The sequence below is a fragment of the Terribacillus halophilus genome (genome assembly GCF_900101385.1).
Classification (GTDB): Bacteria; Bacillota; Bacilli; order Bacillales; family Amphibacillaceae; genus Terribacillus; species Terribacillus halophilus.
In genome coordinates this window covers 1-24,813 of the sequence record NZ_FMZB01000008.1, presented here as the reverse complement: position 1 = coordinate 24,813, position 24,813 = coordinate 1, and the positions used below count along the sequence as shown (strand labels likewise).

General features: G+C 43.8%; 25 protein-coding genes, 2 tRNA genes and 1 rRNA gene. 9 read left to right on the top strand and 19 right to left on the bottom strand.

The genetic code is table 11. The features are described from left to right. The first annotated feature begins 587 nt into the window (after positions 1 to 587). Complete coding sequence (locus BLQ53_RS13725; RefSeq protein WP_093727879.1) at positions 588 to 1,784, top strand: glycerate kinase family protein; 1,197 nt, start codon at positions 588 to 590, stop codon at positions 1,782 to 1,784. After that, positions 1,762 to 3,213, top strand: coding sequence for an SLC13 family permease (locus BLQ53_RS13720; RefSeq protein ID WP_093727878.1), 1,452 nt, complete (start codon positions 1,762 to 1,764; stop codon positions 3,211 to 3,213). Before BLQ53_RS13725 ends, BLQ53_RS13720 begins: the two co-directional genes overlap by 23 nt. 85 nt (positions 3,214 to 3,298) lie before the next feature. On the opposite strand, the gene BLQ53_RS13715 is transcribed toward BLQ53_RS13720, so the two are convergent. The 13 genes from BLQ53_RS13715 to BLQ53_RS13655 form a co-directional block, all read right to left on the bottom strand. Next, positions 3,299 to 4,654 (bottom strand): Nramp family divalent metal transporter, encoded by a 1,356-nt coding sequence (locus tag BLQ53_RS13715; RefSeq protein ID WP_093727877.1) that lies wholly within the window; start codon positions 4,652 to 4,654, stop codon positions 3,299 to 3,301. A 98-nt stretch (positions 4,655 to 4,752) separates the two neighbouring features. Continuing rightward, complete coding sequence (locus BLQ53_RS13710) at positions 4,753 to 6,057, bottom strand: MFS transporter (protein ID WP_244499352.1); 1,305 nt, start codon at positions 6,055 to 6,057, stop codon at positions 4,753 to 4,755. Positions 6,058 to 6,070: 13 nt separating this feature from the next. Further along, the gene (locus tag BLQ53_RS13705) at positions 6,071 to 7,015 is read right to left on the bottom strand and encodes a phosphoglycerate dehydrogenase (RefSeq protein ID WP_093727876.1); all 945 of its coding nucleotides are present in this window, start codon (positions 7,013 to 7,015) and stop codon (positions 6,071 to 6,073) included. A gap of 16 nt (positions 7,016 to 7,031) precedes the next feature. After that, positions 7,032 to 8,039 (bottom strand): 4-hydroxythreonine-4-phosphate dehydrogenase PdxA, encoded by a 1,008-nt coding sequence (gene pdxA, locus BLQ53_RS13700; protein ID WP_093727875.1) that lies wholly within the window; start codon positions 8,037 to 8,039, stop codon positions 7,032 to 7,034. Further along, positions 8,008 to 9,303, bottom strand: coding sequence for a four-carbon acid sugar kinase family protein (locus BLQ53_RS13695; protein WP_093727874.1), 1,296 nt, complete (start codon positions 9,301 to 9,303; stop codon positions 8,008 to 8,010). The genes pdxA and BLQ53_RS13695 overlap by 32 nt, the downstream gene beginning before the upstream one ends. A gap of 12 nt (positions 9,304 to 9,315) precedes the next feature. Next, a complete protein-coding gene (locus tag BLQ53_RS13690; RefSeq protein ID WP_093727873.1) occupies positions 9,316 to 10,476 on the bottom strand; it encodes an iron-containing alcohol dehydrogenase in 1,161 nt (386 codons plus the stop codon). Positions 10,477 to 10,488: 12 nt separating this feature from the next. Continuing rightward, positions 10,489 to 11,370: a 4-hydroxy-tetrahydrodipicolinate synthase gene (dapA, locus tag BLQ53_RS13685; protein ID WP_093727872.1), complete on the bottom strand. Its 882-nt coding sequence runs from the start codon at positions 11,368 to 11,370 to the stop codon at positions 10,489 to 10,491. Positions 11,371 to 11,522: 152 nt separating this feature from the next. Further along, complete coding sequence (locus BLQ53_RS13680) at positions 11,523 to 13,181, bottom strand: sigma-54-dependent Fis family transcriptional regulator (protein ID WP_093727871.1); 1,659 nt, start codon at positions 13,179 to 13,181, stop codon at positions 11,523 to 11,525. Positions 13,182 to 13,293: 112 nt separating this feature from the next. Beyond that, positions 13,294 to 14,010, bottom strand: coding sequence for a YebC/PmpR family DNA-binding transcriptional regulator (locus BLQ53_RS13675; protein WP_093727870.1), 717 nt, complete (start codon positions 14,008 to 14,010; stop codon positions 13,294 to 13,296). Between the two features lie 128 nt (positions 14,011 to 14,138). Continuing rightward, a complete protein-coding gene (locus BLQ53_RS13670) occupies positions 14,139 to 14,351 on the bottom strand; it encodes a hypothetical protein (protein ID WP_093727869.1) in 213 nt (70 codons plus the stop codon). Continuing rightward, on the bottom strand, positions 14,338 to 14,826 hold the full coding sequence (locus BLQ53_RS13665; protein WP_280137073.1) for a GNAT family N-acetyltransferase: 489 nt from the start codon (positions 14,824 to 14,826) through the stop codon (positions 14,338 to 14,340). The genes BLQ53_RS13670 and BLQ53_RS13665 overlap by 14 nt, the downstream gene beginning before the upstream one ends. Next, positions 14,820 to 16,091, bottom strand: coding sequence for an FAD-dependent oxidoreductase (locus BLQ53_RS13660; protein ID WP_093727867.1), 1,272 nt, complete (start codon positions 16,089 to 16,091; stop codon positions 14,820 to 14,822). Before BLQ53_RS13660 ends, BLQ53_RS13665 begins: the two co-directional genes overlap by 7 nt. Positions 16,092 to 16,106: 15 nt before the next feature. Further along, the gene (locus tag BLQ53_RS13655; RefSeq protein WP_093727866.1) at positions 16,107 to 16,427 is read right to left on the bottom strand and encodes an ArsR/SmtB family transcription factor; all 321 of its coding nucleotides are present in this window, start codon (positions 16,425 to 16,427) and stop codon (positions 16,107 to 16,109) included. Between the two features lie 129 nt (positions 16,428 to 16,556). Here BLQ53_RS13655 and BLQ53_RS13650 point away from each other — a divergent pair, with 129 nt between their 5' ends. The 3 genes from BLQ53_RS13650 to BLQ53_RS13640 are packed head-to-tail and all read left to right on the top strand — an operon-like array spanning position 16,557 to position 19,858. Beyond that, positions 16,557 to 16,892, top strand: coding sequence for an ArsR/SmtB family transcription factor (locus BLQ53_RS13650; RefSeq protein WP_093727865.1), 336 nt, complete (start codon positions 16,557 to 16,559; stop codon positions 16,890 to 16,892). A 17-nt stretch (positions 16,893 to 16,909) separates the two neighbouring features. Further along, complete coding sequence (locus BLQ53_RS13645; RefSeq protein WP_093727864.1) at positions 16,910 to 18,208, top strand: arsenic transporter; 1,299 nt, start codon at positions 16,910 to 16,912, stop codon at positions 18,206 to 18,208. Positions 18,209 to 18,220: 12 nt separating this feature from the next. Continuing rightward, entirely contained in the window at positions 18,221 to 19,858 is a 1,638-nt protein-coding gene (locus tag BLQ53_RS13640) for an FAD-dependent oxidoreductase (RefSeq protein ID WP_093727863.1), read from the top strand. A gap of 43 nt (positions 19,859 to 19,901) precedes the next feature. On the opposite strand, the gene BLQ53_RS19325 is transcribed toward BLQ53_RS13640, so the two are convergent. From BLQ53_RS19325 to BLQ53_RS13630, 3 genes are all read right to left on the bottom strand, one after another. Further along, positions 19,902 to 20,033 (bottom strand): hypothetical protein, encoded by a 132-nt coding sequence (locus BLQ53_RS19325; RefSeq protein WP_280137072.1) that lies wholly within the window; start codon positions 20,031 to 20,033, stop codon positions 19,902 to 19,904. Positions 20,034 to 20,235: 202 nt separating this feature from the next. After that, positions 20,236 to 20,967: an SDR family oxidoreductase gene (locus BLQ53_RS13635; protein WP_093727862.1), complete on the bottom strand. Its 732-nt coding sequence runs from the start codon at positions 20,965 to 20,967 to the stop codon at positions 20,236 to 20,238. A gap of 42 nt (positions 20,968 to 21,009) precedes the next feature. Continuing rightward, the gene (locus tag BLQ53_RS13630; RefSeq protein WP_093728000.1) at positions 21,010 to 21,258 is read right to left on the bottom strand and encodes an Atu4866 domain-containing protein; all 249 of its coding nucleotides are present in this window, start codon (positions 21,256 to 21,258) and stop codon (positions 21,010 to 21,012) included. A 128-nt stretch (positions 21,259 to 21,386) separates the two neighbouring features. Here BLQ53_RS13630 and BLQ53_RS13625 point away from each other — a divergent pair, with 128 nt between their 5' ends. The 4 genes from BLQ53_RS13625 (at position 21,387) to BLQ53_RS13610 (ending at position 23,733) form a co-directional block, all read left to right on the top strand. After that, the gene (locus tag BLQ53_RS13625) at positions 21,387 to 22,298 is read left to right on the top strand and encodes an AraC family transcriptional regulator (protein ID WP_093727861.1); all 912 of its coding nucleotides are present in this window, start codon (positions 21,387 to 21,389) and stop codon (positions 22,296 to 22,298) included. A gap of 222 nt (positions 22,299 to 22,520) precedes the next feature. Then, a complete protein-coding gene (locus tag BLQ53_RS13620) occupies positions 22,521 to 23,051 on the top strand; it encodes a TetR/AcrR family transcriptional regulator (RefSeq protein ID WP_093727860.1) in 531 nt (176 codons plus the stop codon). A 6-nt stretch (positions 23,052 to 23,057) separates the two neighbouring features. Next, a complete protein-coding gene (locus BLQ53_RS13615; RefSeq protein WP_093727859.1) occupies positions 23,058 to 23,372 on the top strand; it encodes a DMT family transporter in 315 nt (104 codons plus the stop codon). Positions 23,373 to 23,388: 16 nt separating this feature from the next. Then, a complete protein-coding gene (locus BLQ53_RS13610) occupies positions 23,389 to 23,733 on the top strand; it encodes a DMT family transporter (protein ID WP_093727858.1) in 345 nt (114 codons plus the stop codon). 642 nt (positions 23,734 to 24,375) lie between these two features. On the opposite strand, the gene BLQ53_RS13605 is transcribed toward BLQ53_RS13610, so the two are convergent. From BLQ53_RS13605 to rrf, 3 genes are all read right to left on the bottom strand, one after another. Continuing rightward, a tRNA-Thr gene (locus BLQ53_RS13605) sits at positions 24,376 to 24,448 on the bottom strand. Between the two features lie 2 nt (positions 24,449 to 24,450). Continuing rightward, positions 24,451 to 24,525, bottom strand: a tRNA-Asn gene (locus BLQ53_RS13600). 31 nt (positions 24,526 to 24,556) lie between these two features. Beyond that, positions 24,557 to 24,669: ribosomal RNA gene (rrf, locus tag BLQ53_RS13595) — 5S ribosomal RNA — on the bottom strand. Between the last annotated feature and the right edge of the window lie 144 nt (positions 24,670 to 24,813).

The following is a 24,813-nucleotide window of genomic DNA, read 5'->3' as shown; positions in this document are numbered from 1 at the left end:
AATCTGTCGGTTTCGGGAAGAGAGCCGCGGTAAAACAGGAGCAAATACGCAGAAAGAGCGGATTCATGCGGGATAATAGTAATAATTTTCTGTAAATTAGTCGCATAAATACGCCATATTGTAACAGGCACAACTTTCGATCGCCTTCAAAAGCCCTCGGATAACCTTAGAATGCGGAGCTTAATTAGCAGCAAATCTCCCGAGATCTGGGCATGAGTTAGCTGTTTATACCTAGTAATCAACTCAATACCTTTTGTCACGATGCGTAATTGGGAAAGTCATCAATTAGGAAGCTATTTCGCTTTAGCAAAACCCTAGCTTCCTTCAGCATTTCAGCGATACTCCTATCAGCCTATAAATTCCAAAAATATTTGTATGGGGACATGCATATAGTCACAATCATAAAATCTAGAAAGTAAGTGAATCTAGAATGCAAGCTGTTCAGGCGCTTGACCACACTGTCATTATTGTCTTCTAATTATCTGAAAATTCATCAATCTCTCATCCATCTTTAATACACCTCACAGTGAATACTCCAATTTCGCAGCTATGATAACAGTATTAAAAATTATACGGAGGATAAAAACATGAAGGTCATTATGATTCCATCAGGTTTTAAAGAATGTCTCGATGCAGACGAAGTCGCAGTGGCAATGGGGGCCGGCGCAAAAAGATTCGAACCGTTTATCCAAACGGAGATGCTTCCCATGATAGATGGAGGAGAGGGTTTCGCAAAAGCTATCGTTAGAATGAAGGATGGTGATCTGATTCATAAGACAGTCACTGGTCCTGTGTGGAAGAAGATCAACAGCCATTACGGTATCTTCCAAGAAGGAAATGAACGGACAGCCGTCATTGAAATGGCTGCTGCAGCTGGATTAAAGCTGGTTCCGAAGAGTCTTAGAAATCCATTGCACACAACTACGTATGGTGTAGGCGAATTGATCCTTGACGCATTAAACAAACGTGTGAACAAGATCATTATCGGCTGCGGCGATTCCGGTACATCCGATGGCGGAGCAGGAATGGCCCAAGCTCTCGGTGTTCAATTTTTGAATGATAAACAGCATCCTATTGACATAAGATCTGTCACCGATATTATGAAAGCGGTGACAATCAATACATCCAAGTTACATCCACGCCTGCAAGAAGTCTCCATCGATGTTGCTTGTAATTGGAAAAATGTTTTGTGTGGAAAACGCGGTGTAGCGAGAGTTTTCGGCCCGCAAAAAGGAGCTTCTCCAGAACAAGTCAATAGCCTTTCTGAAACATTGGATCATTATGCCGATTTGATTGAAAATTGCATAGGCGTGAATATCCACTGCTCACCAGGAAGCGGCGCCTCTGGCGGACTAGGTGCAGGACTCCTCGCATTTGCAGATGCCAAGCTGCACCCGCGCTTTGATTTGATTAAGCAATACGTTCAAATAGAAGAAAAAATAGCAAATGCAGACCTCGTCATAACCGGTGAAGGCAGTCTGGATTTTCAGACACCGGATGGTAAGATTCCCTGTGAAGTTGCACGGATTGCAAAAAAATACAATATACCCGTCATCGCCATAACTGGTACCATCGGACGCGGAGCCGAAAGTAATTATGATGCAGGAATAGATGCTTACGTGAGTATCATCCAAAACCCTGTCACATTAGATAAAGCGATCGCTAATGCACCTCGGTGGATTGAAGATAGCGTGGAATGTATCTTGCGGCAAATTACCATAGGTGTAAAATTGGCAAATCAGAAGAATAGGATCCAATCTAATGGAACAAATCAATCGATATAGAAGAAGTGAAAGAAACTCCTCCAAGCAGACCGGGAAATATGCTGTCCGATTCCGTGTTGTTTGTCTGTTACACATCTGCTTCTTCTTTATTGTTGTTCTTGCTGATTTGGATTACGCTGCAAAAGTATCGCTTTTTGCTTTCCTATCAGCTATGACACTCTGGACCGGCACAAAAATCCCAGCTGGATTCATTGCAATTTCGCTTATATCGCTTATCGTTTTCATGAAAGCTGCGACATCTGATCTGCTTTATAATGCTTTCAGTGAAGATGTGGTGTGGCTGATGTTTGGGGCTTTTATTATAGGCGAGGCTATTAAAGAATCGGGACTTGCCGCCCGGTTCAGCCGCGCTATTATACATCGGGCAAAAAATAAACATTCCATCATACGAGGGTATACATTCGTATTAGGGCTGACAGCGCTATTCATCCCTTCCACCTCAGGAAGAGCAGCCCTTTCCATGCCTATCATCAAGCAGTTGGCGTTTCATTTCTCCAATAAAGAAAAACAGTTTCTTGCCATATTGACTCCGGTGGTCATTTTGATGAGTACATCAGCCACGTTAATTGGGGCCGGTTCCCATTTGATCGGAGTTGGATTGCTGGAGGTTACAACTGGTAAAACAATCTCCTTCTTCCAATGGTTGATATGGGGCATTCCCTTTACGATTGTCATAACCATTTTGACGATGTATATCGTAAAATTGCTGTTATGGCCAAAAAGCAGCTCAATATCCGGCAGTGACGCAAAGCCAGTTGATTTTGCTCAAGAAGATATGTTGCAGCATTTATTGCCAAAAGAGAAAAAGGCTGTTATCGTGCTAATCGCACTGATCATTGGATGGGTGACAGAGGATATCCACGGTTATGATACAGCATTTGTCACCATAATCGGCTCTATACTTTTAATGATCCCCCGTTACGGAATAATAAGCTGGAAGCAGGGTATAAAAGCAGTTTCGTGGAACTTGCTTCTTTTTGTTGCTGCTGCTACTGCCCTTGGGCATATTCTCGTAGATACAGGAGTCATAGGCTGGATGGAAAGAGAAATCATAGCTAACCTGCATTCATTTACAGGGGCTTCTGAATGGACAATTGTTCTGATTCTCTCCATTGTAACCGTTACAAGTCACTTATATATTACGTCGCATACAACACGGGCCATCGTGTTTATACCAAGTCTCATCATTTTCGGGCAAGCAATTGGTGCAGATCTTGATTCTTTTGTGTTTTTAAGTTTAATAGGGATGAATTATTGCGTGACATTTCCTGTTAGTTCAAAGGCTTTGCTGCTATTTTATGAAGAAGGCGACATGAGGTATAACGCCCAGGCTTTACTTAAAATCAGCATTGTTCTTATGCCAATATACATCTTCGTAATACTTCTGTTTTATTTTACTTATTGGAAGTGGACCGGATTATCAATTTAAAAGGGCGGTTGCACACGCCCCCCTTTAAACAGAAAAAGCTGTCAGGACTTTATTGACAGCTTTTCTCTTTATTGAAAACCAGATTTCATATAAATTTATTGATCTGATCGACAAAATTACGGATGATTTCAACTGTCGACCATATCCCGATAGCTGCTATCAAAGTAAGGATGCCTGTTTCCCACCATTTATTCCTGAATCCATCCATCATATATTTCTTGCTGCTGGTCATGAGAACTAATCCGATCACAATAGGCGGCAGTATCAAAGCGGTGATGACACTCGTGCCGAATACATTCAGCAGTACCAAGTCAGGTGCTCCAGGAATCGATATGAGAATTGGTAACAGCAGGAATAATCCAATGGATAGATAGCGGAATTTAGGGTCATCATCTGTTTTCTTGTATTCTTTTTTAGCAGATAGATGGAAGCCATTGAGCATCAGCAAAGTAAAACCGCGAGCTTGAGCTGGAAAACTTGTGAAAGCTGCCAGGAACAAGCAAATCCAAAGCATCGTCGGACCAGCCGGCCCCACAGCCAATTCCATCATAAGTGCCAAGTCATTTTCATTGCTGACCGGTATACCAGTACCATAGAATACCTCTGCAGCCACTACCCAGAAAAGCACATTGATCACCAAGAGGGGCAGCATTCCAGTAATCAAATCAAGCTGCTGGATTTTCCGGTATTTCGGTTTATTCCATCCTTTGTCCTCCATGAAGTAAGGATACAGCAGGTTTACAGCAGATCCACCAATTGCTCCAATCGTAGCGACCGCGATGAATATGGCATTGAATGGACCTTGATTGGGAGGCATATCAAATGTAAGCCCCTTAAGAAACCCGATGAAATCAAATGAACCAATTCGAAAAAGGGCAAAAACGAACGATGCAATAATTGCTACAGAAGCAAAACGAGCCAGCATTTCCAGTAGCTTATATTGATTTGGATTGATTAATAATAGGAACGTAAGGCCAACAACCACCAAACTGAAGAGAAAGACACCCCATGTTTCCCCGCCGAATCCTCCAAATAAATTATAAAGAGCAACTGCACAAGCTCTAAGGAAGCTCATTTGAATAACTATTCCAAGGAATAATATAGCAGCACCAAGCAGCAAAGGAAAACCGCGCCAGACTCTCTGAAATCCTTGCAAGATAGATGTATCGCCGTGTCGGTTTTGTAATTTGTATTTTGCTACTGCGGAAACCATGAAATAGCGGGCAGCTAACGCAACAATCAATGTCCATAAAAGTGCATAACCATAGTTTGCACCCGAAACTGTGGAACTGACCAGATCTCCAGTCCCAAGGAAAGTCATTGCCAGCACAAGACCTGGGCCGAGACTTCGCATATATTCCATAAATGTCTTAGGCAGTGCGGATGGTGCCTCTTCCCTTTCCTTGACAGGTGCTTCCAAGTCTTTCAAGCTCTTGCTCATCGCCTTTACCCCTCCCCTTTTTTGATAACGCTTACATTTTGATCATCCATACTCTCTAAGGTAAATCAATATCCGGATAAAAAATCCGGATATTGATATTAAGCAGCTTCAATCCGCTTCACATCGCCTAGCAAGAACAAATAATTAAGAATGCCTATAATAATCAGCGCGGCCGAGAAAAGCAAAGCAGGTACAAAGGAACCCGTAGCCGCTACGATGAAACCAGTGATGATCGGACCAACAACGCCACCCATATTGGAGACCGTATTTTGCATACCAGCAACAACGGAAGTCATATTCTTTGGTGCAACATCCGCCGGAAGCGCCCAGACTTGAGAAGCCGCTACAGTCGTTCCTGACTTAGCAATGCACAATAATACAATTGCCAGCACAGCTGAATCAGCAAAAGCAGCCAGCCCGATACAAGCAGCCATAAGCAAGCCGATGATCAGAAAGAGTTTCCGAGTTGCAGTGAGGGAAAGTTTGCCGCTTGCATGCACTTTATCACTAGCCCAACCGGCAATAACTTCGACAACCATCGCTGACAAGAGTGGCAAGGAGGCAAAGATACCAAGTTCCAGCAAATTCATTCCGCGTTCATCAACTAAATAAGATGGCAGCCAAGTAATGAAAAAGTAGGAGTTGTAGTTAATCATGAAAAAGCCAATACACATAGCCCATATATTCCTGTATTTCAATAGTTGATACCATTTCATCGGCATCGTCTTGTCTGCCAATTCTGCTTCCGACTGACCATCCCGGATATATTCCAGCTCAGCTTTATTCACACGTTTATGATCAGCTGGATTATCCTTGAAGAAGAATAACCAAATAACGCCCCAGATGATACCCAACAATCCGATCAGGACGAATGTCATTTTCCAGCCAACCCACGCAATCAGAACGACAATCAGCGGCGTGGCTATCGCACCGCCAAATTTGGAACCGCTATCAAAAATGCCCGCAACAGTACCTCTTTCCTTTTTAGGGAACCACTTCGCTGAAATACCAGCATTACTCGGATAAGCGGCAGCCTCCCCGACACCAAGCGCCACCCTGAAGGTCAGCATGGATTTGAATCCAGCTGCCAGTCCTGTTACCGCAGTCGCAGCCGACCACCATATAACAGCGAATCCAAGCGTTTTCTTTTGTCCGAATTTATCCGCTGCCCACCCAGCTGGTACCTGCAATAACGCATAAGACCAAAAGAATCCAGATAACAAGATACCCATCTGTGCTTCATTGATATGAAAGTCCTCTGATATAAAAGGCGCTGCTGCCGAGAGCACTGCCCTATCAATATAGTTGATCGCAATAGCTGCCCACATCATTGCTGCAACGACCCAGCGTACCTTGGTCTTTTTCCCCACTCCCAGATCGGGTTGATACGTTCTCTTCTCCACCCAGGTTCCCCCCTTATCTCAGTTTGTGTTTTACTATTCCGAATCCCTTGAGTACAGCGATGACATTCTCCGCACAAATAACGCTCAATTTATTGACTGCACCTGGTGTATATCCGGCAATATGAGGCAAAGCAAGCACATTATCCAATTCAAACAATGGATGGGATACCAATGGCTCTTCCTCGAATACATCCAATGCCGCCCCTTTAATCCAGCCGTTCGACAACGCTTGGTACAAGGCTTGCTCCGAAACGACACCCCCGCGCGAAGCGTTGATCAAAAAGGCTGATTCCTTCATCAGCTTTAATTCCTTCTCTGCAATCAAATGCTTTGTCTCTGGCAGCAGCGGAAGATGCATCGTCACGTAATCGCTTGACTGCAGCAGTTCCTGCAAATCGACATATTTCACGTCATATGCTGAAGCAAATTGTTCATCAGGAAATGGATCATAAGCAAGTACCTCCATGCTGAATCCTTTGGCACGTTTGGCAACTTCTCTCCCTATTTGTCCAGTTCCAAGGATTCCCAAGGATTTCCCATACACATCGGAACCGAATACCCTCGGCCACTCTCCATTTTTCGTGAGCTGATTTGCTCTGGGAATATCACGTGCCAAAGACAATATAAGGGCAAATGCATAATCCGCTACAGCATGTTTATTTGCATTCGGTACATTCGTGATGATGACGTTATTTCGCGCTGCTGCTTTTACATCGATATTATCGATCCCAACCCCATGCTTACAAACTATCTTCAAGCCGGGCAGCTGGCTAAGCACATGCTCATTGATACTATTGAACGCAACAATTGCAGCTTGTGCATCTTTTGCTTCCTTGATAAAGTCCTCCTCGGATATATCTGCTGGCAACAGCTTAAGCTCGATGCCGTTTTTCTTCAGTAACTCTATTGGTTCATTGCTGTATTTAGCAAATGAAGGAGATGTAGAAACGACTAGCATGACATTCACCTTTCTTTCATCTAGTGATGGATTGTTTTGGAGCCAAGTCGGCTGCTGTTTGTAAGGCTTGCAGCATACTCCGTTCGTCGGCTATATTTTTACCGGCAATGTCGAAAGCAGTACCGTGGTCCACAGACGTTCGAATCAAGCCGCCTTTCAATCCCACCGTAATATTGACCCCTTCTTCCAGTCCCAACACTTTGATTGGCACATGCCCCTGGTCATGGTAGCAGGCCACGACGAGATCGAAGTCTCCGCGCACGGCCCGGAAGAACAGCGTGTCTGCCGGATGCGGTCCACTTGCTGAAATTCCCTCTTCCTGTGCCTGTACAATAGCCGGGATAAGCTTTTCCTCTTCTTCTCCGTTACCAAATAAGCCATTCTCCCCGGCGTGGGGATTAATTCCGCAGACTGCGATTCTAGGATTCTCATAACCTGCTTTCTTCAATGTCTCATAAGCCAGCCGAATGACTTTATACGTCCGGTCAGGGGTAATGGAAGTGATAGCATCAAGCAACCCTTGATGCGTAGTCAAATGAATGACTCGCAGTTTAGGAGAAGAAAGCATCATGGAATAATTTTTTGTATCCGTCAGATGTGCAAGTATCTCTGTATGACCCGGATAATGATGTCCGCCTAGATGAAGTGCTTCTTTATTCAAAGGAGCCGTGCAGATGGCAGCCAACTTCCCTTCCTTTCCTAATTGAATTGCTTTTGCAAGGTATTGGAAAGCTGCATTTCCTGCCTCGGCTGAAACACAGCCTTGAGGCAGATCTTCCGGCAGCAAATTCAAATCCACTACTTCAACAGTGCCATAGTCAAATACACATTCCGATATAGCGGAAACTGATTTGAAAGTGATTTCAACCCCAGTTTGCTCTTGTGCACGTTTCAACATAGACAAATCACCGATGACAAGCGGTCTACCATACTCGTATACAGCTTCGTGCGTCAATGCTTTAACTATTATCTCGGGCCCTATACCTGCAGCATCACCCATTGTGATTCCGATGATTGGTTTCAAGCTGTCTCTCTCCCTTCAATGCTTCCAAAGCCCTCACCATTACTTCCATACTTCCGAAGCTTCCTGCCTTCGTCACGATATATAGGTCCTGCTCCGACGCTTTCCCAAACGGAACTCCCGGCTCAATCTCCTTGAATAGTTGGAATGAAGTGACCCTGAGCTGCCGAAGAACCTGTAAGGCTGTGTCTCCTCCCGTAAGAAAAAGGCGGTTTATTCCTAATCGCTCAACAATCTGCTCAACAAGTCTTCCCAGCTCTTTTGCAATTCGATTGCTATGTGAGACTGCTTCCAGCTCGTCATGAGCTTCAACCAGTTTTTCCGAAACGAAAAGGACGGGATGCAGATTTTCAACTACCGCTTTTTGTACTTCCTGAAATACTCGCTTACTTTCTTTCTCTGCAGCTTCCGTGTCAGTGACCAAATTTTCTGCGTTCACCTCAACCGATGCAAGCTCTTTTTCTCTCAATAACTGCATGAGCTGATTTCTTCCATGTCGGCTCATGCTGCCTATAACAAACAACACATTCCCCTGCTGGATCGTCATTTCATTTGGCATTATCTTTTTGGCAAAACCAAAGGATCCCGGCAAGTGATGGAATAATCCTGAGGACCCACTCCATATGATTTGCAGTCCACTATTTACACCAGCTGCTGCCAGCACCTTCAAATCATTCTCGGTTGCAGCGTCCACAGTGATGTAATCATGCCCTTGTGCAACCAAACGCTTGAGCTGCTCCTCGGTTCGAACCTCTCCGCTTTCCAAGTGCTCCACTGTTAAGTGACCCACTTTATGGGCACTTTGCATTTGCAAAAGCGTCTGTATATCGGAAATGGTGATAGGTGTCTTCGGATCTCGCGCTACCTCTGATTCACCCAAGGGAACACCATTAACCCGATGAATCCTATTCTTTACTATTCGACTCTGCTTAGGAAAAGCAGGCGCGACTATGATGACATCCGGATGAAATACATCATACAAAGCATCCAGCTCGCTGCCGATATTGCCTCTCATAGTAGAATCGATTTTCTTGTATACAAGATCGAAAGCTTCTTCTTTTACTGTTGAAGCTATTTGCTTCACTTGCTCGTAAGCTGTTTTTGCAGGTAATGCCCTGCTATCTGTATTCCAGACCACAGCCTGATGGGAATCACCATTAAAGGTGTCCCCGACTCGCACATTTACTTCCTTTCCATATGGGAGCAACGCGGCACCGCAATCACTCGCCCCTGTCAAATCATCCGCGATGATCGCTATCCTGTTCATCTCTATCCCACCTTAAGCAAGCAGCTTACCGTATATTGCTTTTACATCCTCTTTTGTAAGCTGTTTCGGATTGTTATCCATCAGTCTTTTCACATCCAATGCAGCAACTGCCATTGACTCGATTGCGCTGTCTTGGACACCATAGGCACTCAGATCCTGCGGAATCTCCAAAATTTTCGTAAGTTCAACAATTCGGTCCACAACTGCTTGCGCCATTTCTTTTTCATCTTGATTCTCTTTTTTGATTCCCATCGGTTCCGCAACAGTCGCTAGTCTCGTTTCAATCGCATCCATATTGAACTGCGTAACATGTGGCAGCAGCATGGAGTTTGCAACACCGTGGGCAATTTTGTATTTACCACCCAATGGATACGCCATCGCATGAACTGCAGCAGTGCCGGCAGCCGTCAGGGCCATTCCCCCATACATGGAACCAATCAGCATACGCTCCCGCGCCTCGATATTCCCGCCGTTAAAGTAAGCGGTTTCGATATTTGCCGAGATAAGACGGATAGCCTCCAAAGCGAACATGTCACTGATAGGATTTGCTTTATTGGAAATATAAGATTCCAGCGCATGTGTAAAGGCGTCCATTCCTGTAGCTGCGGTGATAGGTTTTGGCAAGCCAGTCGTCAAAGCTGCGTCGATCAGTACTAAATTCGGCAGAAGATAGCTGCTTACCACACCAATCTTCAGTTCTTTCTCTGGCAGAGTGACAATAGCGTTAGGTGTCACTTCCGCTCCGGTTCCAGAAGTTGTCGGAATCAGGACTGTTGGAATCCCTGGCTGCTTCACTTGGTCTGACCCTAGCATTTCATCCAATGACATGTCATTGGTCTTCATGACAGAGAGCAGTTTTGTCGTATCCAAGATACTGCCGCCGCCGAGACCGATCAATACATCGTAGTCTGTCACGTTGAGCGTTGCTTGGTAGACAGTCTCTATATTGGACAAAGTCGGCTCGGGTTCCACATCTGTTGTCACATCAACCGATACCCCCGCCTGATTAAGACTTGCCACAACTTTCTCCACTGCTCCTGACTTTTGCAATGCAGGTTGTGTCAGCAATAAAGCTTTTTGAACATGCTGCTTTAATTGCGAAAGATGCTCTCCTATTTCACTTGCGATCCCGACTTTGGTAATAATGGTATCTGCCGTTTTGAATACATACATGCGTATGACCTCCTATAAGCCCATCTTGTACTGTTTCATCATGTTCTCTATTTTTCGAAGAGCCTCTTCAGATACAGGTTTCACAGGCAGTCTCGGATCACCAACTTGAAAACCTTTTATCTGGATAGCCTTTTTCAGGGAAGACGGAATGGTGCCGTATGCAAATGTATCCCTGAGAGACTGCAGTGATTTTTGCGCTGCTTCAGCAGCTGCTGCATCTTCTTGAGCATGGCGATAAATACTCAGCACCGTCTTGGGCAGTACATTTGCAGTTGCAGCTACTGCCCCCTTACCTCCTGCCTGCAGTGTCTGCAGAATAAGGGAATCTGTACCCGCGAATACAGCAAAATCCTTTCCTTTTGTCACATCGATATAAGCTTGGATATTATCGAATTTACCGCTGCTGTCCTTTATTCCGATAATATAAGGATGATCTGCCAATCTCTCCACTGTCTCCGGTTCGATATGCATCCCTGTTTTAGATGGGATATTATAAAGCATGATTGGCATTTCAATTGCATCTGCAATGTATTCGTAGTGCTCCGCTAGCTCTTCCTGCGTTATTGGTATGAAGTACGGGGTGATAATCGATAACGCATCCGCGCCCAAATCTTTCATCTGCAAGGATAAATCTATTACTTCCTTGGTTGAATTACCTCCTGTACCAACCATGACTGGTACACGATCATCTGCTGCTTCCATCACCGTTCTGGCAACTAACAGCTTCTCTTCTGTGGTTAGCGTATGAAATTCACCGTTCGTCCCTAAAATGAACAAACCATGGACACCTTCACCGATCAAATGATCAGTAAGCTGTTTTAAATGTTTCTCTGATACGCGTTGTTCTTCATCAAAGGCCGTCACCATTGCCGGCCAAATACCAGCTAACTTCATATAATCCCCTCCGTTGTTTGCGCTTTCATAATTCAACTATAGGAGAAGGTGTTTAATTAATCAACCTAATTCTTATATTTTGATTTATTTTATTTTAATTACTTTATTTTGTTTCATTTTTAAACACTTATATAAAAAGGAGGACGCACAATTCATGTGCGTCCTCCTTTTTCAACCCGCTCCTTCAGTCTTCTCCATAATGTTGTCCGGTTAATTCCTAACCTCGCAGCTGTCTTCGTATTATTTTGGTTCTCTGCTTTCCATACTTGGTATATTATCTCAGATTCAATTTCAGCTAGTGTACCATGAAGCGGCAGCTCCCACTTTAAAAGATTGCTTGATGAAATACTCTCCAGGATACATTCTTTTGATAGATATTCACCAGTTGATTTCAATACTGCTTGTTTAATAATGCGTTGGAGATCCGTTACATTCCCGGGATATTCAAAGCGGATCAGTTCTTCCAGCCCCTCCTCCTCAACACCGGCAATTTGCTTCCCATACATATTATTAAAATGACTGATAAAGACTTTTGTCAGTACAGGAATCTCTTCATTGCGGTCCCGGAGCGGCGGCAGATTAAATACAGCAGTGCCCCTTTTATCTTGCGGTTCCTCTGCAGCAGATAAAAGCAGTTTACCGGATCTGTCCTTTACAAGCTTCTCCATCTTTTCAATATCTACCCGATTAAGCTGATCAGCATCCCTTACAAAAATAGTTCCTTCTTCTAAAAGAACAGTATTTAATTCATTTAAATGCTGCTTATTAAGCAGTTTACCGGAAATGCGTAGGAAGGGAGCATGCACATTGTGCAGATACCTAGCAAGAATGGCTCTGCCCGAACCTGATTCTCCTATCAGCCATATTCCTCTCGCATACTCGTCCTTTTTGAAATGTCGTGCCTTGTCCATCCATCTACTGACATATAACCCTTCACTGCCAGGTGTGTCAGCATATTGTCCTAAACGTACTTCAATTGCCGCCTCATCTTCATATGCAGGCTCGATCTGGTACATGATCAGATTATCCTGCTGCAATCTATTTGCTTTTATCAAGAATCTATCTTCCTTACCGGATAGAACGAATGAACAGCTGCTTTGCACGCGCACTGCCACTTGAAGCAAATATTGCTGAAAGAAAGATGAAACCGATTTTGTTTCCAATATAATATTTTGCTGCTCATCAACTACGAGTATCCACTGCTTCAACTGTTTTAACATTTGAAGCAGCTGCTTATTTTTATTGTTAAAGGATTCTAAATAAGAAAGTGTCTCCTTCGCCTTCAGGAAAGCTTGCTGCACACTTTCTTTGCCTGATGTTAGCAAGATTCCATGCAAGCCTATCCGTTCAGCCAGCTCTACAGTGATTACATCTCCAACCACGAACGTATAATCCTGATCTTTAAGTTGCTGCAGTCGTGTTTCAATAGACTCTTCTTTGTTGATTGCGTATACATCCACTGCCGAGGAAGTCAGCTTACTAATGGTCGAGACGGCTTTAGCTAAAACAGGAAATCCAACAAACGCAGCCTTCTTTTGCTTATCGCGAACCAAGGAAAGTACACGAAGTACATCAAAACCTGATACCTCTATTTCGATTACTGGGATATTAACTCTCTGCTTGATTCGTTCCGCAGTACCGCCGCGGCTGATAATCAGATCGGCACCTTCTTGTTCTGCCCTAACAGCATTTTTTACACCTTCAGCCAAATCACCGTATAAAATTTCAACATCCTCTAGCTGAAGACTGTTTGCCACTTCCTGCATCAAGATACCTAATCCCTTGTAGGGAGCAATTGCAACTACCTTCATTTTCTTTCCTCCTGTTGCAAACGTAAACACACTTTAAGACTAGCAATCGATCATAAGAAAAGCAAACCAAGAAAAAAACACCTTTTCCCGATAGGAAAAAGTGTTTCTGGACTCAACCTAAATCAACATTATGATAAACCTGCTGCACATCCTCCAGATCTTCCAGTGCATCGATCAGCTTCTCGAATTGCTCTTGGGATTCCGGATCAAGGTTGATATCGTTCTGCGCAAGCATGGTAAGCTCAGCTACTGTGAACTCTTCGATACCAGCTTGTTTAAGTGCCTCCTGTACAACATGGAATTGATCCGGTTCCGCATAAACGATGACTGCATCGCCTTCTTCGATGATGTCCCGTGCATCAACGTCAGCTTCCATTAGGATTTCCAATACTTCATCAGAGGATTTGCCTTCGATACCGATTACTGCCGTTGCATCAAACATGTAGGCAACCGATCCACTGACACCCATGTTCCCGCCATTCTTACCGAACGCAGCACGAACCTCCGGCGCTGTACGGTTCACATTGTTCGTCAGTGCATCAACGATGATCATGGATCCGTTAGGACCGAAGCCTTCATAGCGCATTTCATCGTAGTTCTCTTCGCCGCCGCCCTTTGCTTTTTCAATCGCACGCTCAATGATTGCCTTTGGTACGTTATATGTCTTTGCGCGCTCCAAGACGAACTTCAACGCCTGGTTGGCTTCCGGATCCGGCTCGCCTTGTTTGGCTACTACGTAGATTTCCCGACCGAACTTCGCATAAATCCGACTCGTATTGGCATCCTTCGAAGCTTTCTTTTCTTTGATATTGTTCCATTTACGTCCCATTGCTGAACACTCTCTTTCAATCTATTTTAAAACCGGGTGTGAAATGATGATTGCTATTACCATTATAACGCAAAAAGGGCGGTACTAAAACTGGAGTACTTTAGGTCCTTTACAAAAAAGCCGGGTCCTCATATGGATTCCGGCTTCTTTGTGAACTGTTCATATGCATCATTGAATGCTTGGAAGCTAGCTTGCCCAAGTTTTGTTTCATCCTGGTCAAATAGTCTGTCAAAAACAATATCATACACTTCTGCAGTGCTGCATTGCCTGGCATTGGAAACCAGTTCTAAATAAGATAAAAAGTATTCCACACTCAGTTTTCCGCCTTTATTCAGGATCATAGGTCATCCTCCTCTCCAATAGCATGACATCCCGCCACCTCCCGTAGAGCTTTCCGATTCGCTCACGGATTCCGACCTCCCGGAATCCGCAGCTTTTATGGAGTGCCAGGCTAGCTGTATTCTCCGGGAATATACTTGCTTGGACTGTCCATATGCCCTGCTGATCGCATATTTCCAGCAGTTTCTTCATTAGTTTCCTGCCCACCCCGCGACCTTGATAAGCTGGATGGATATAGATGCTGATGTCCGCTACCCCTCGGTATACCTCTCTGCTCGAATATGGTGTCAGTGCTACCCATCCTGTGACGATACCATCTTGATTCGCCACCAATCTTCCAAATGGCAGTTTCGATTTATTCCACTCTTCCCAGTCAGGAGCATTTGTTTCAAATGTAGCATTTCCCCCATCCATACCATCCTGATAGATCTGTTTAACAGCCGGCCAATCCCGCTGTTCCAGTATCCTTATCAGCATGTACAACATCCTTTCTCACTACAGCTGGTTTGTACAGAAAGACGGTCGGTTGAACAGACACCAGTCTCCGGCAGCGAAAGCTTCACTTGCTCCGCTGCTTGCTTATCACCCGCGATCCTGGCGACAATGGAGCGTACTTGTTCATATCCGGTTGCCAGCAAGAATGTCGGTGCTCTTCCGTAACTTTTCACACCAGCGATATAAAAGTTCGGCTCTGGCTGCCGCAGTTCCTTTTCACCATGCGGTCTTACGGTCCCGCAGCTGTGAACATTCGGATCGATCAATGGTGCCAAAGCAGGCGTGCTTTCAATGGCAGGATCAATTTGGTATCGTATTTCCCTTAAAAAACTGAAATCAGGCCGAGCACCTGTATTGACGTATATTTCATCCACTTCTTCAACCGCTTCTCCAGACAGACTGGTTATCCGGAAGCGCTTATCCTGATTGGTGATCTTATCCGTACGGAAACCTGGCTTGATATTTAAAACACCACTATTAACCAAGCTCTCCGCGTGCATTCCCAACGCGCCTCTTGCCGCCAATTGATCTCTCTCTTTGCCTCCATATGCGGAAGCAGGGTTCCCACGCCGGATCAGCCAAGTAATAGCTGTATCAGGGTGAATCTGCTTTACCTGAGCAAGCTCAGCCAATGTTTGCAAAGCAGAATGACCGCTGCCGATCACCGCTATATGCTTATCCTTTAAAGCATCCATATCTTCAGCAGCAGAGGGAATGCCTGTATGTACTTGAAGTTCTTTCTGCCATACACCGTCTGCTGAGGGGGGATTCGGGTTATACCAAGTCCCGCTTGCATCGATGACAGCCTTCGCACGGTATGCTGCTGTTTTACCGCCTGATTTAGCATAGACAAGGAACGGCAGCTTATCCCTTCCAGCAGTTTTCAGCTTATCGACTCCCTCTCGAGTGACAGCAATTACTTCTGCACCATAGACAACATATGGAGCGATTTCTGGTAAAGCAGCCAGCGGTTGAAGATAACGGGCAACCAGTTCGCCTCCAGTCGGAAGCTGTGTTATATCCGGCGTTAGCCAACCATTACCCTCAAGCAGCTCCTTAGCTGCTTGGTCAATGTTATATTCCCAAGACGAGAATAAACGGACATGCTTCCATTCTTTAATAGTAGACCCTGCTGCTTCCCCCTTCTCCAAGATAAGAAATGGCACGCCATACTTTGCAAGATGTGCAGCTGCGGCAAGGCCCACCGGTCCGCTTCCGATAATAACGACAGGTAAATCATTTCCCATAAGATCTCCTCCTTATTATTTACAGCACGCTTGAGCCGCTGTTTCTTTTGGTCCCCTTAAGAGACAGCATAATTCTTCGGACAAAACATGATTCAAGTTTGAATGCTGCAAGCCATAGTAATTCCATGTCCCCCGCTTTTCCTTTGTGATCAAACCAGCATCCAGCAGGATTTTGATATGATAGGACAGCTTGGATTGCGCCATATTCAGCGCTTCAGTCAGATCACAAACACAAACAGACTCCTCTGGCGTTTGAGCCAGTAAATGTAACAGCTCGAGACGTTTACTATCAGCGAGCGCTTTAAACATACGCTCATAATCTTGCCATTCCTTCATCACAAGCACTCCTTACATCAACTTTTTTTGATGTATAGATTATAAATCAACTTTTTTTGATTTACAAGTATATAATGATTGCCTTATATAACATTTCGCTTATATACTAGCTTCGAGGGGAGGGATTGGATGTTAGGATTATCGACTGAAAAGATCACGGAGACCTTAAAGATTCTTCATGATCCAACTCGATTGCTTTTAATGAAACTGCTGACCGAAAAGGAGTACTGTGTATGTGAGCTGGTAGGTATGTTTGAAGTTAGCCAGCCGGCCATGAGCCAGCATTTGCGTAAGTATAAAAAAGCGGGTCTTGTATGTGAAGAAAAGCGCGGACAGTGGCGCTACTATTGCTTTAATGAGGCTTGTGAGCAACACATTTTAGTGGAGCAGATCATCGGACAGTTGGATGATAATGATGAACAGCTCATCAAACTGCGAAGCAAAGCAGAAGCAATCACTTGTTAAGTAGGGAGTTATTACACATGTTGACAATAGTCTTAGCCTGTATCATCTTTTTTGTAACACTTATTTTGATTATATGGCAGCCAAAGAACCTGAATATAGGATGGACTGCCTGTGGAGGAGCTATACTAGCCTTACTGGCAGGCGTGGTTGATTTTTCCGATGTATGGGAAGTGACCACCATCGTATGGAATGCTACCTTGGCTTTTGTGGCCATTATTTTAATTTCACTTATATTGGACAGCATCGGTTTCTTTGAATGGGCCGCTTTACATATGGCGGCAGCTGCCAAAGGACACGGCGTGAAAATGTTTGTGTACGTCTGCCTGTTAGGTGCTTTAGTATCCGCCTTCTTCGCCAATGATGGAGCAGCCTTGATCCTGACACCGATTGTATTGGCGATGGTTCGGGCACTCCGCTTTGATGAAACACTGGTGTTTCCGTTCATCATTGCGAGCGGGTTCATCGCCGATACAACCTCATTGCCGTTGATTGTAAGTAACTTGGTGAATATCGTTTCCGCCGATTTCTTCGGCATCACTTTCCTGGAATATGCATCTCGAATGGTTATTCCGAATTTAATTTCCCTGGGAGCAAGTATTCTTGTACTTTATTTATTTTTCCGTAAACGTATCCCTTCGACCTATGAAGTGAATTTTGTAAAACAGCCTTCTTCGGCTATTAAAGACCGAAAAATGTTTAAACTATCTTGGTATGTATTGGCATTATTAGTGATCGGCTATATGGTTTGTGAGTTTTTCCGTATCCCTGTATCTTTTGTAGCAGGGGCAATCGCAATCTTCTTCCTGCTGATCGCACGCCACAGTCCAGCCGTCGAAACAAGAGCCGTCGTGAAAGGCGCACCATGGAATATCGTCTTCTTCTCCATCGGTATGTATGTCGTCGTCTATGGATTGCGTAATGCCGGTTTGACAGATATACTCGCCGATGCCATTCAATATATTGCTGACCAAGGTATGTTCATCGGAACAATCGGCATGGGCTTTATTGCAGCCACTCTATCTTCCATTATGAATAATATGCCGACGGTCATGATCGATGCTATTGCCATATCGCATACTTCTGCTTCAGGAGCGATACGAGAAGCCCTCATTTATGCAAATGTGGTCGGTTCTGATCTTGGTCCGAAAATCACACCTATCGGATCATTAGCAACCTTATTGTGGCTCCACGTCCTTTCTCAAAAAGGTGTCAAAATATCGTGGGGCACCTATTTCAAAACTGGTATCATTCTAACGATACCCACGCTGTTTATCACACTGACTGGACTTTATATTTGGTTAATCATCATCCATTAAAGGAGAGATACAATGAAAATACGCATCATCGGTTCCGTTGCTGCCGGAACATCAGTTGCTGCCAAGGCACGCCGGAACAACGAAGAAGCTGATATCCGCATTTATGACAGAGACTATGATATATCTTACAGCGTCTGTGGCATTCCTTATTTCATAGGCGATGAGGTCGAGGATCTGGAGACACTGAATCCCCGCGATCCAGCTTGGTTCAAGAAACGTTACAACGTCGATATTCAAACGAGACATGAAGTCACAGACATAGATCATGATACAAAGACCTTAACCATAAAAAATCTGGATACTGGGGAAACGCTGACAGATACGTATGATATCCTCGTCTTCGCAACTGGTGCCAGTCCATTGACACCAAATATCGAAGGCACTGAGCTGGGACATGTCTTCCACATTCGAACCATCCAGAATGCCGGTGCAATCGATCAGTTCATCGAATCCCGCAAGCCGAAAACAGCTACAATCATCGGCGCTGGCTATATCGGATTGGAAATGGCCGAACAGCTTACCCATCTAGGGATTGAAGTGACCATACTCCAGCGCAGCAATCAAGTGATGAAGCATCTGGATAAAGATATAGCCGATCGTATCACGGACACGCTGAAGGCACATGGTGTGAATGTGCTGCTTGATCAGGAAGCTGTCCGCATTACCGAAACAGAGATCATTACTTCCAAGGGCGATACGATTGCTTCTGATCTTGTCTTCCTAGCTGTAGGAGTCAAACCAAATACAGCTTTGGCCGAAAAAATCGACGTTAAACTTGGAAAAACTGGGGCAATTGCAGTCAATGAAAAGATGCAGACCAATCTGCCGGATGTATACGCAGTCGGAGATGTGGCAGAGAGCTTCTCCGTCATTACAGGTAAGCCACTATACCGACCGCTCGGATCGACAGCGAATAAAATGGGACGCATTGCGGGTGATGTCATTACCGGAGGCAATTCTATTCACCGCGGTATCCTTGGCACCGGGATTGTCCGTGTATTTGAACTTGCTATCGGACAGACCGGCTTGAACGAACAAGAGGCTCTTGCTCAAGGATATGATATAGAGACTCTGCACAATATCAAACCTGCCCGCGCTGCTTATCTTGGCGGCAAAGAAATTATCATAAAAGCGATTGCCGACCGAGCAACCGGCCGCTTACTCGGAGTCCAGGCAGTAGGCGAAGAAGGTGTGGACAAGCGCATCGACGTGTTTGTTACGGCAATGACCTTCGGAGCCAAAGCAGAAGACCTGTTCCACCTGGACCTTGCCTATGCACCACCATTCAGCACGACAAAAGATCCCGTCATGTACACCGGCATGGCACTTGATAATGCCATCAAAAAACAAAATAAACTACTTACACCAAAAGAACTGCAGCACCGGATGGAAAAAGGAGAGTCCTTCCAGATCATTGATACACGGGCGAAAAACCAATACGATAAGTCACATATTCCAGATGCTGTGAACATCCCTCTGGCAGAGCTACGGAACAAAGCAAAAGACCTCGACCCGAAAAAGCCGATCCTCTGCTATTGCAATAGTGGTGTTACAGGAAATGCTGCGCAAAATATTTTACGCCAAATGGGTTTTGAGGAAGTATATAATCTCTCCGGCGGAAATAAAAATTATCAGGTGTACCGAAAGTAAAAGATGCCATATACGGCATCTTTTTTGTGCGAAGAATTAGTATCTACACATAGCGGTCACATGCATATGCTACAATCGACCAAAATTCAAAAGGAGGTAATGAATGGTATTCCTCATCCTCTTCGCCATATTCGCTGTAGTCATCCCAATCACCCTCTTGGTTATTCGGAAACAAAAAAGTACCACTTCGATTGAACATCTTACAAAATCAACGGAACAAGCTAAAACTGACGTAAGGAATTATATAAATGCGAACAGAAATAATGATGGCTCTTAAACTGAGCGCTATAACCGGGAAGGGCTGCGTTCCATACTCAGCCCCTTTCTAACTAATTATCAATTTTACTAATACTTCACTAAATAAAATTTGACTCCTTTTATAGTGAAAGAGTAGGTCTTACAATTAATTCACTTACATCGACTTCTGCTGGCTGCGAGATTGCATAAAGAATTGCATGTGCAATGGCAGAAGCAGGAATCGCTTGTCTTCGGTACTCAATCATAGCCTCACTTGCCTGTTTATCGGTAATATGATCAGCTAATTCTGATTCCGTTACCCCTGGTGCAATTACAGTTGTTCGGATATTATTCGTTGCTTCCAGTCGTAAACCTTCCGTGATGGCACGGACAGCATACTTGGTTGCGCAATAAACTGCTGCTGTTGGAGTAATCTCATATGCGCCTATTGAAGCTATATTGACAATATGTCCGCTATTCTGCTCTTTCATTAAAGGCAGCACTGCTCCGATACCATGCAGGACCCCTCGGATATTTACATCAATCATACGATTCCATTCAGCGATTTTCAGAGCTTCCAATTTAGATAATGGCATTACACCGGCATTATTTACGATGACATCGATTTTTCCGTGTGCTTCTATTATTTCATGTACTGTATGCTGCATTTGTTCAAAGTCTGTCACATCCAGTTGCTTATAATCTGCACTATATCCTTTTTGGCGAAGAGTGGATACGAGTGTTTCTAACTTATCTGTTCTGCGTGCTGCTGCTATCACCGTAGCGCCATTCTCAGCTAATAAATCAACAGTTGCTGCTCCGATACCGCTGCTTCCACCGGTGACAAGAACCACTTTATTCTTTATACTCATCCTTGTACCATCCTCTTTTTATTAATTTTCGTTAAGGAATCTTTAGCTATTTTCACGATACAGAACCATCCCTGCGTGATATAGAATTCCGTTTTGGAAATCTCCATCAGCTGTAAATCCTGTATCATCTTGATATTCAATGTGGTCACCTGTTATTTGATAATTACCTGTATAGGCGCATCCCACATTGCCGCGAGCTTCAACATAGCGTCCTTCGGGCAGCAGCTCATGCCTGATATAGCGATCTTTGGTAACCCAAAGCCCAGTATAAGAATGATCGGTTTTTTTCACATCTTCAGCTCCTTCATTTGTTCTACCATTAGTATCAGGGAAAGTTAACATGGAGTGGTAGCCGGTATCTCTTTGATTCTTGCCCTATCCTCCAAACCGATAAGCTCCACAAAAAGGAGGGATTATTCATGTCGCCAGAAGAGCACGTGCAATGTAGAGAAGAGGAGCTTACAAAGCTAGTCTCATCTTTCGCTGTCAAGGAAGGTACGAATCCAACATCTATCCATGGGTTGGAATTTATTCGATCTGCCAAGCCGCTGGAGCCTGTACATACTATGCATGAACCTGCATTATGCATTGTTCTGCAAGGAAGAAAAGTGGTCTCGATTATTGGAAAAGACTTCTTTTATAAGAAAGGGGATTACTTAATCGTAGCAGTCGATCTGCCTGTTATCGGGGAAATTCTAGAAGCAAGTGAGATGGAACCTTATTTATGTCTAAGATTGAATTTTAACATGATGCAGATTGCAGAGGTTTCAAAAGAGTATAAGCAGCATAGCACTAATAAAGATGTTTCCGAGCGCGGGATATTTGTAGATCAGACAGATGAAGTTATGCTGGATGCGATTATCAGACTCGTAAAACTGCTGGATACCCCTGAAGATACAGAAATACTCGCCCCCCTAATCATTAAGGAAATTCTATATCGCATTATGCAGGGAAAGCACGGTAACACAGTAAAAAGCCTTGTTGCCAAGGGGAGTAAATTATCTGAAGTGGCTGCTGCACTGGATTATTTAAAGAAAAACTTTTCCCAAGAAATAAAGATAGAGGCACTAGCTAAAACGGTAAACCTTAGCCTATCAGCTTTATATCATCATTTTAAACAGGTTACAACCATGACGCCGATTCAATACCAGAGAGCATTGCGTCTCCATGAAGCAAGGCGGTTGATTATCGGGAAAGATATGAGGGTTGCTGACGCTGCCTTTCAAGTTGGCTATGATAGCCCTTCTTATTTTAACAGGGAGTACAGGAAGATGTTCGGTAAGCCTCCAGGGAAAGATCGTAAAGAGAATATGCATTTCTATAATGTGTAGCCCAAATTTAAAAGAAAGCCATGTTTAACACTCTGCCTCTAGTACGTTATTTTCTCCATTCTATAAAAGTATCAGCGGATGACCCCTGATACTTTTTTCTAAGCTCCCCACCTGTTAAGGAGGGGGCATTTTTTACTATTAATTGACAGCAGCACAGTGCAACATGTTAAATTTAAAACACGAAACCAGACCGTCTGGACGGTTTTTGGGAGGCGAATCTTGATGAATAAAAGAGAACACATATTGCACACAACCGCACAAATGATTATGGAACATGGTGTAAGTCGCCTATCCCTTGCAAAAGTGGCGAATCAGGCAGGTGTGAGCAAAGGAGGGCTACTTCATTATTTTAAGACGAAGGATGAGTTATTTTATCAATTAAACGTACTCGCTATAGAAGAATTTAATAGCGAGTTTGAGCGATTAATTAAAGTAAATCCAGATGAGAAAGGTAAATATATAAAAGCGTATGCTCAAGCAACATTAAACGATTTAGAGTCGTCTAACGGCTCTGTTAACAGCAGTTTTGTTGCCTCGTTTACAGATAGTCCTGAAATAATGGAATTATGGAAGGGAGCTTACTTAGAATGGCAGCAAAAATGTAAGGAAGATGATTTAGATTGGAAAGACGTAGCTGCGATCCGCTTTGTTTGCGATGGATTATGGTTCAATAATTTATTGAACATTAACGATATTTTACCTTATAGCAAAGAATTACTGCAAAATTTAATAGATAATCTTGAAAAGGAGTAAAAATAAATGGCATATCTACTTTTAGCAGCCTCCATTATTTTTGAAGTTTTTGGGTCAACCATGTTGAAACTATCCGATGGATTCAAAAAGGTACTTCCAATAGTAGGAGTAATCTTAGGTTATGGCATCTGCTTCTATGCTCTTTCATTAACTCTAAAAGCATTGCCACTTGGACTCGTTTATGCCACATGGAGCGGTGTTGGTACCATTTTAACTGCAGTAATAGGAGTTATGTTGTTCCAAGATAAAATTACAAAGAAGGGATTCATTGGGATAGGGTTCTTAGTAATAGGTCTTGTACTAATGAACATTTCCAAATAGAAAGGAGAAGTACAATATGAAAGAGATAATGCTGTTAATCATCGCTATTTTTTTAGAAGTTATTGCATCAACAGCTCTCAAGATTTCGAATGGTTTTTCCATACTGCTTCCTAGCATTTTTGTGGTGGTTGGTTATCTTGGATCGTTTTACTTACTTGGACTTACTTTAAAAAGATTACCCTTATCGGTAACATACGCTTCATGGGCAGGTGGGGGTACAGCACTAACTGCATTAGTTGGGATAGTACTTTTTGATGAGTCTGCAGAAGTTTTAAAGTTCTTAGGTCTTGCTCTGGCAATAGCCGGTTTGATACTATTAAATACTCAAAATAAAGCGTCCAGCGAAACAGAATCATTATAAGCTTAGAGATTCGTACTCTAGGCTTTTTTGATTGATGCGATTTATTTTAGTTCTACGTTACATACTTTGTGGCGGTGATATACAAACCCGACTTAAGCTTATACACCTTAAAGATAGTCACAGTCCATTCATTCTGGTTTCCAAGGATATGACATGTTCCCCGATGAAACCAACTAGCAAACCTTTTAGCAGATTAGAGGAAAGTAGCTGTTGCTAACAGGAGCTGTCTTTTTATCGATCACTTTCGTCATCAGTTCTTTTTGCTTCTGCTCAATCTTTTATGAGTACAAAGGATATAAAGATATCTATGGCTATTCCGTTAACTTGCTTACGTTGATGGACCCCGCACTGTATCGCAAGTTGGGAGGCGGAAAGATATCTTTTCCGATCTACGTCAACCTACTTATTAAGTCCAAGGTACAGTATGAAGGCCATTCAAGAGCGTCTAGGACATAAAAAACAATGAACACCTGTATGCTCTCGTTACGAAGAAGATGGAGCCAGAGACAGATAATCCATTTGGTGAAGTTCGAGCACGAAAAAACTGAGTCGGGAGGCCGCCCACATATACAAACTATGTCATTACTAAAAAGAAAGCACAAAAAAACCTAGAAACACTGGATTTCTAGGTTTTTTCTTATAAGCTTCCTAGCGGACTTGAACCGCTGACCCCCACCTTACCATGGTGGTGCTCTACCGACTGAGCTAAGGAAGCAATGGCTCCACAGGCAGGATTCGAACCTGCGACCGATCGGTTAACAGCCGATAGCTCTACCACTGAGCTACTGTGGATCAATATCAATTATGTATACAAAAAAGAACTGCCTGGCAGTGTCCTACTCTCACGGGGCGAACCCAACTACCATCGGCGCTGAAGAGCTTAACTACTGTGTTCGGCATGGGAACAGGTGTGACCTCTTCGCTATTACCACCAGACAATTCAAGAATTCATATGGAATGAACCCTCAAAACTAGATAAGAAACTTTTCATGCTTTACATCTCATGCGTGCCAAGCACCGGAGTGCTTGGTCTTTGGCGTTGACTTACTAATGACTAGCGCTGCGGCTAGATCCAGCTCC

Excerpts from the sequence above, each read along its gene's own strand:
- BLQ53_RS13675 (WP_093727870.1), bottom strand. The coding sequence starts at position 14,010 with ATGGGACGTAAATGGAACAATATCAAAGAAAAGAAAGCTTCGAAGGAT.
- BLQ53_RS13680 (WP_093727871.1), bottom strand. The coding sequence starts at position 13,181 with ATGAAGGTAGTTGCAATTGCTCCCTACAAGGGATTAGGTATCTTGATG.
- BLQ53_RS13625 (WP_093727861.1), top strand. The coding sequence starts at position 21,387 with ATGTCGCCAGAAGAGCACGTGCAATGTAGAGAAGAGGAGCTTACAAAG.
- BLQ53_RS13650 (WP_093727865.1), top strand. The coding sequence starts at position 16,557 with ATGTTAGGATTATCGACTGAAAAGATCACGGAGACCTTAAAGATTCTT.
- BLQ53_RS13615 (WP_093727859.1), top strand. The coding sequence starts at position 23,058 with ATGGCATATCTACTTTTAGCAGCCTCCATTATTTTTGAAGTTTTTGGG.
- BLQ53_RS13705 (WP_093727876.1), bottom strand. The coding sequence starts at position 7,015 with ATGCTAGTCGTTTCTACATCTCCTTCATTTGCTAAATACAGCAATGAA.
- BLQ53_RS13660 (WP_093727867.1), bottom strand. The coding sequence starts at position 16,091 with ATGGGAAATGATTTACCTGTCGTTATTATCGGAAGCGGACCGGTGGGC.
- BLQ53_RS13665 (WP_280137073.1), bottom strand. The coding sequence starts at position 14,826 with ATGCTGATAAGGATACTGGAACAGCGGGATTGGCCGGCTGTTAAACAG.
- BLQ53_RS13620 (WP_093727860.1), top strand. The coding sequence starts at position 22,521 with ATGAATAAAAGAGAACACATATTGCACACAACCGCACAAATGATTATG.
- BLQ53_RS13720 (WP_093727878.1), top strand. The coding sequence starts at position 1,762 with ATGGAACAAATCAATCGATATAGAAGAAGTGAAAGAAACTCCTCCAAG.
- BLQ53_RS13610 (WP_093727858.1), top strand. The coding sequence starts at position 23,389 with ATGAAAGAGATAATGCTGTTAATCATCGCTATTTTTTTAGAAGTTATT.
- BLQ53_RS13645 (WP_093727864.1), top strand. The coding sequence starts at position 16,910 with ATGTTGACAATAGTCTTAGCCTGTATCATCTTTTTTGTAACACTTATT.
- dapA (WP_093727872.1), bottom strand. The coding sequence starts at position 11,370 with ATGAAGTTAGCTGGTATTTGGCCGGCAATGGTGACGGCCTTTGATGAA.
- BLQ53_RS13635 (WP_093727862.1), bottom strand. The coding sequence starts at position 20,967 with ATGAGTATAAAGAATAAAGTGGTTCTTGTCACCGGTGGAAGCAGCGGT.
- BLQ53_RS13715 (WP_093727877.1), bottom strand. The coding sequence starts at position 4,654 with ATGAGCAAGAGCTTGAAAGACTTGGAAGCACCTGTCAAGGAAAGGGAA.
- BLQ53_RS13655 (WP_093727866.1), bottom strand. The coding sequence starts at position 16,427 with ATGAAGGAATGGCAAGATTATGAGCGTATGTTTAAAGCGCTCGCTGAT.
- BLQ53_RS13725 (WP_093727879.1), top strand. The coding sequence starts at position 588 with ATGAAGGTCATTATGATTCCATCAGGTTTTAAAGAATGTCTCGATGCA.
- BLQ53_RS13670 (WP_093727869.1), bottom strand. The coding sequence starts at position 14,351 with ATGATCCTGAATAAAGGCGGAAAACTGAGTGTGGAATACTTTTTATCT.
- BLQ53_RS13640 (WP_093727863.1), top strand. The coding sequence starts at position 18,221 with ATGAAAATACGCATCATCGGTTCCGTTGCTGCCGGAACATCAGTTGCT.
- BLQ53_RS13695 (WP_093727874.1), bottom strand. The coding sequence starts at position 9,303 with ATGAACAGGATAGCGATCATCGCGGATGATTTGACAGGGGCGAGTGAT.
- BLQ53_RS13690 (WP_093727873.1), bottom strand. The coding sequence starts at position 10,476 with ATGTATGTATTCAAAACGGCAGATACCATTATTACCAAAGTCGGGATC.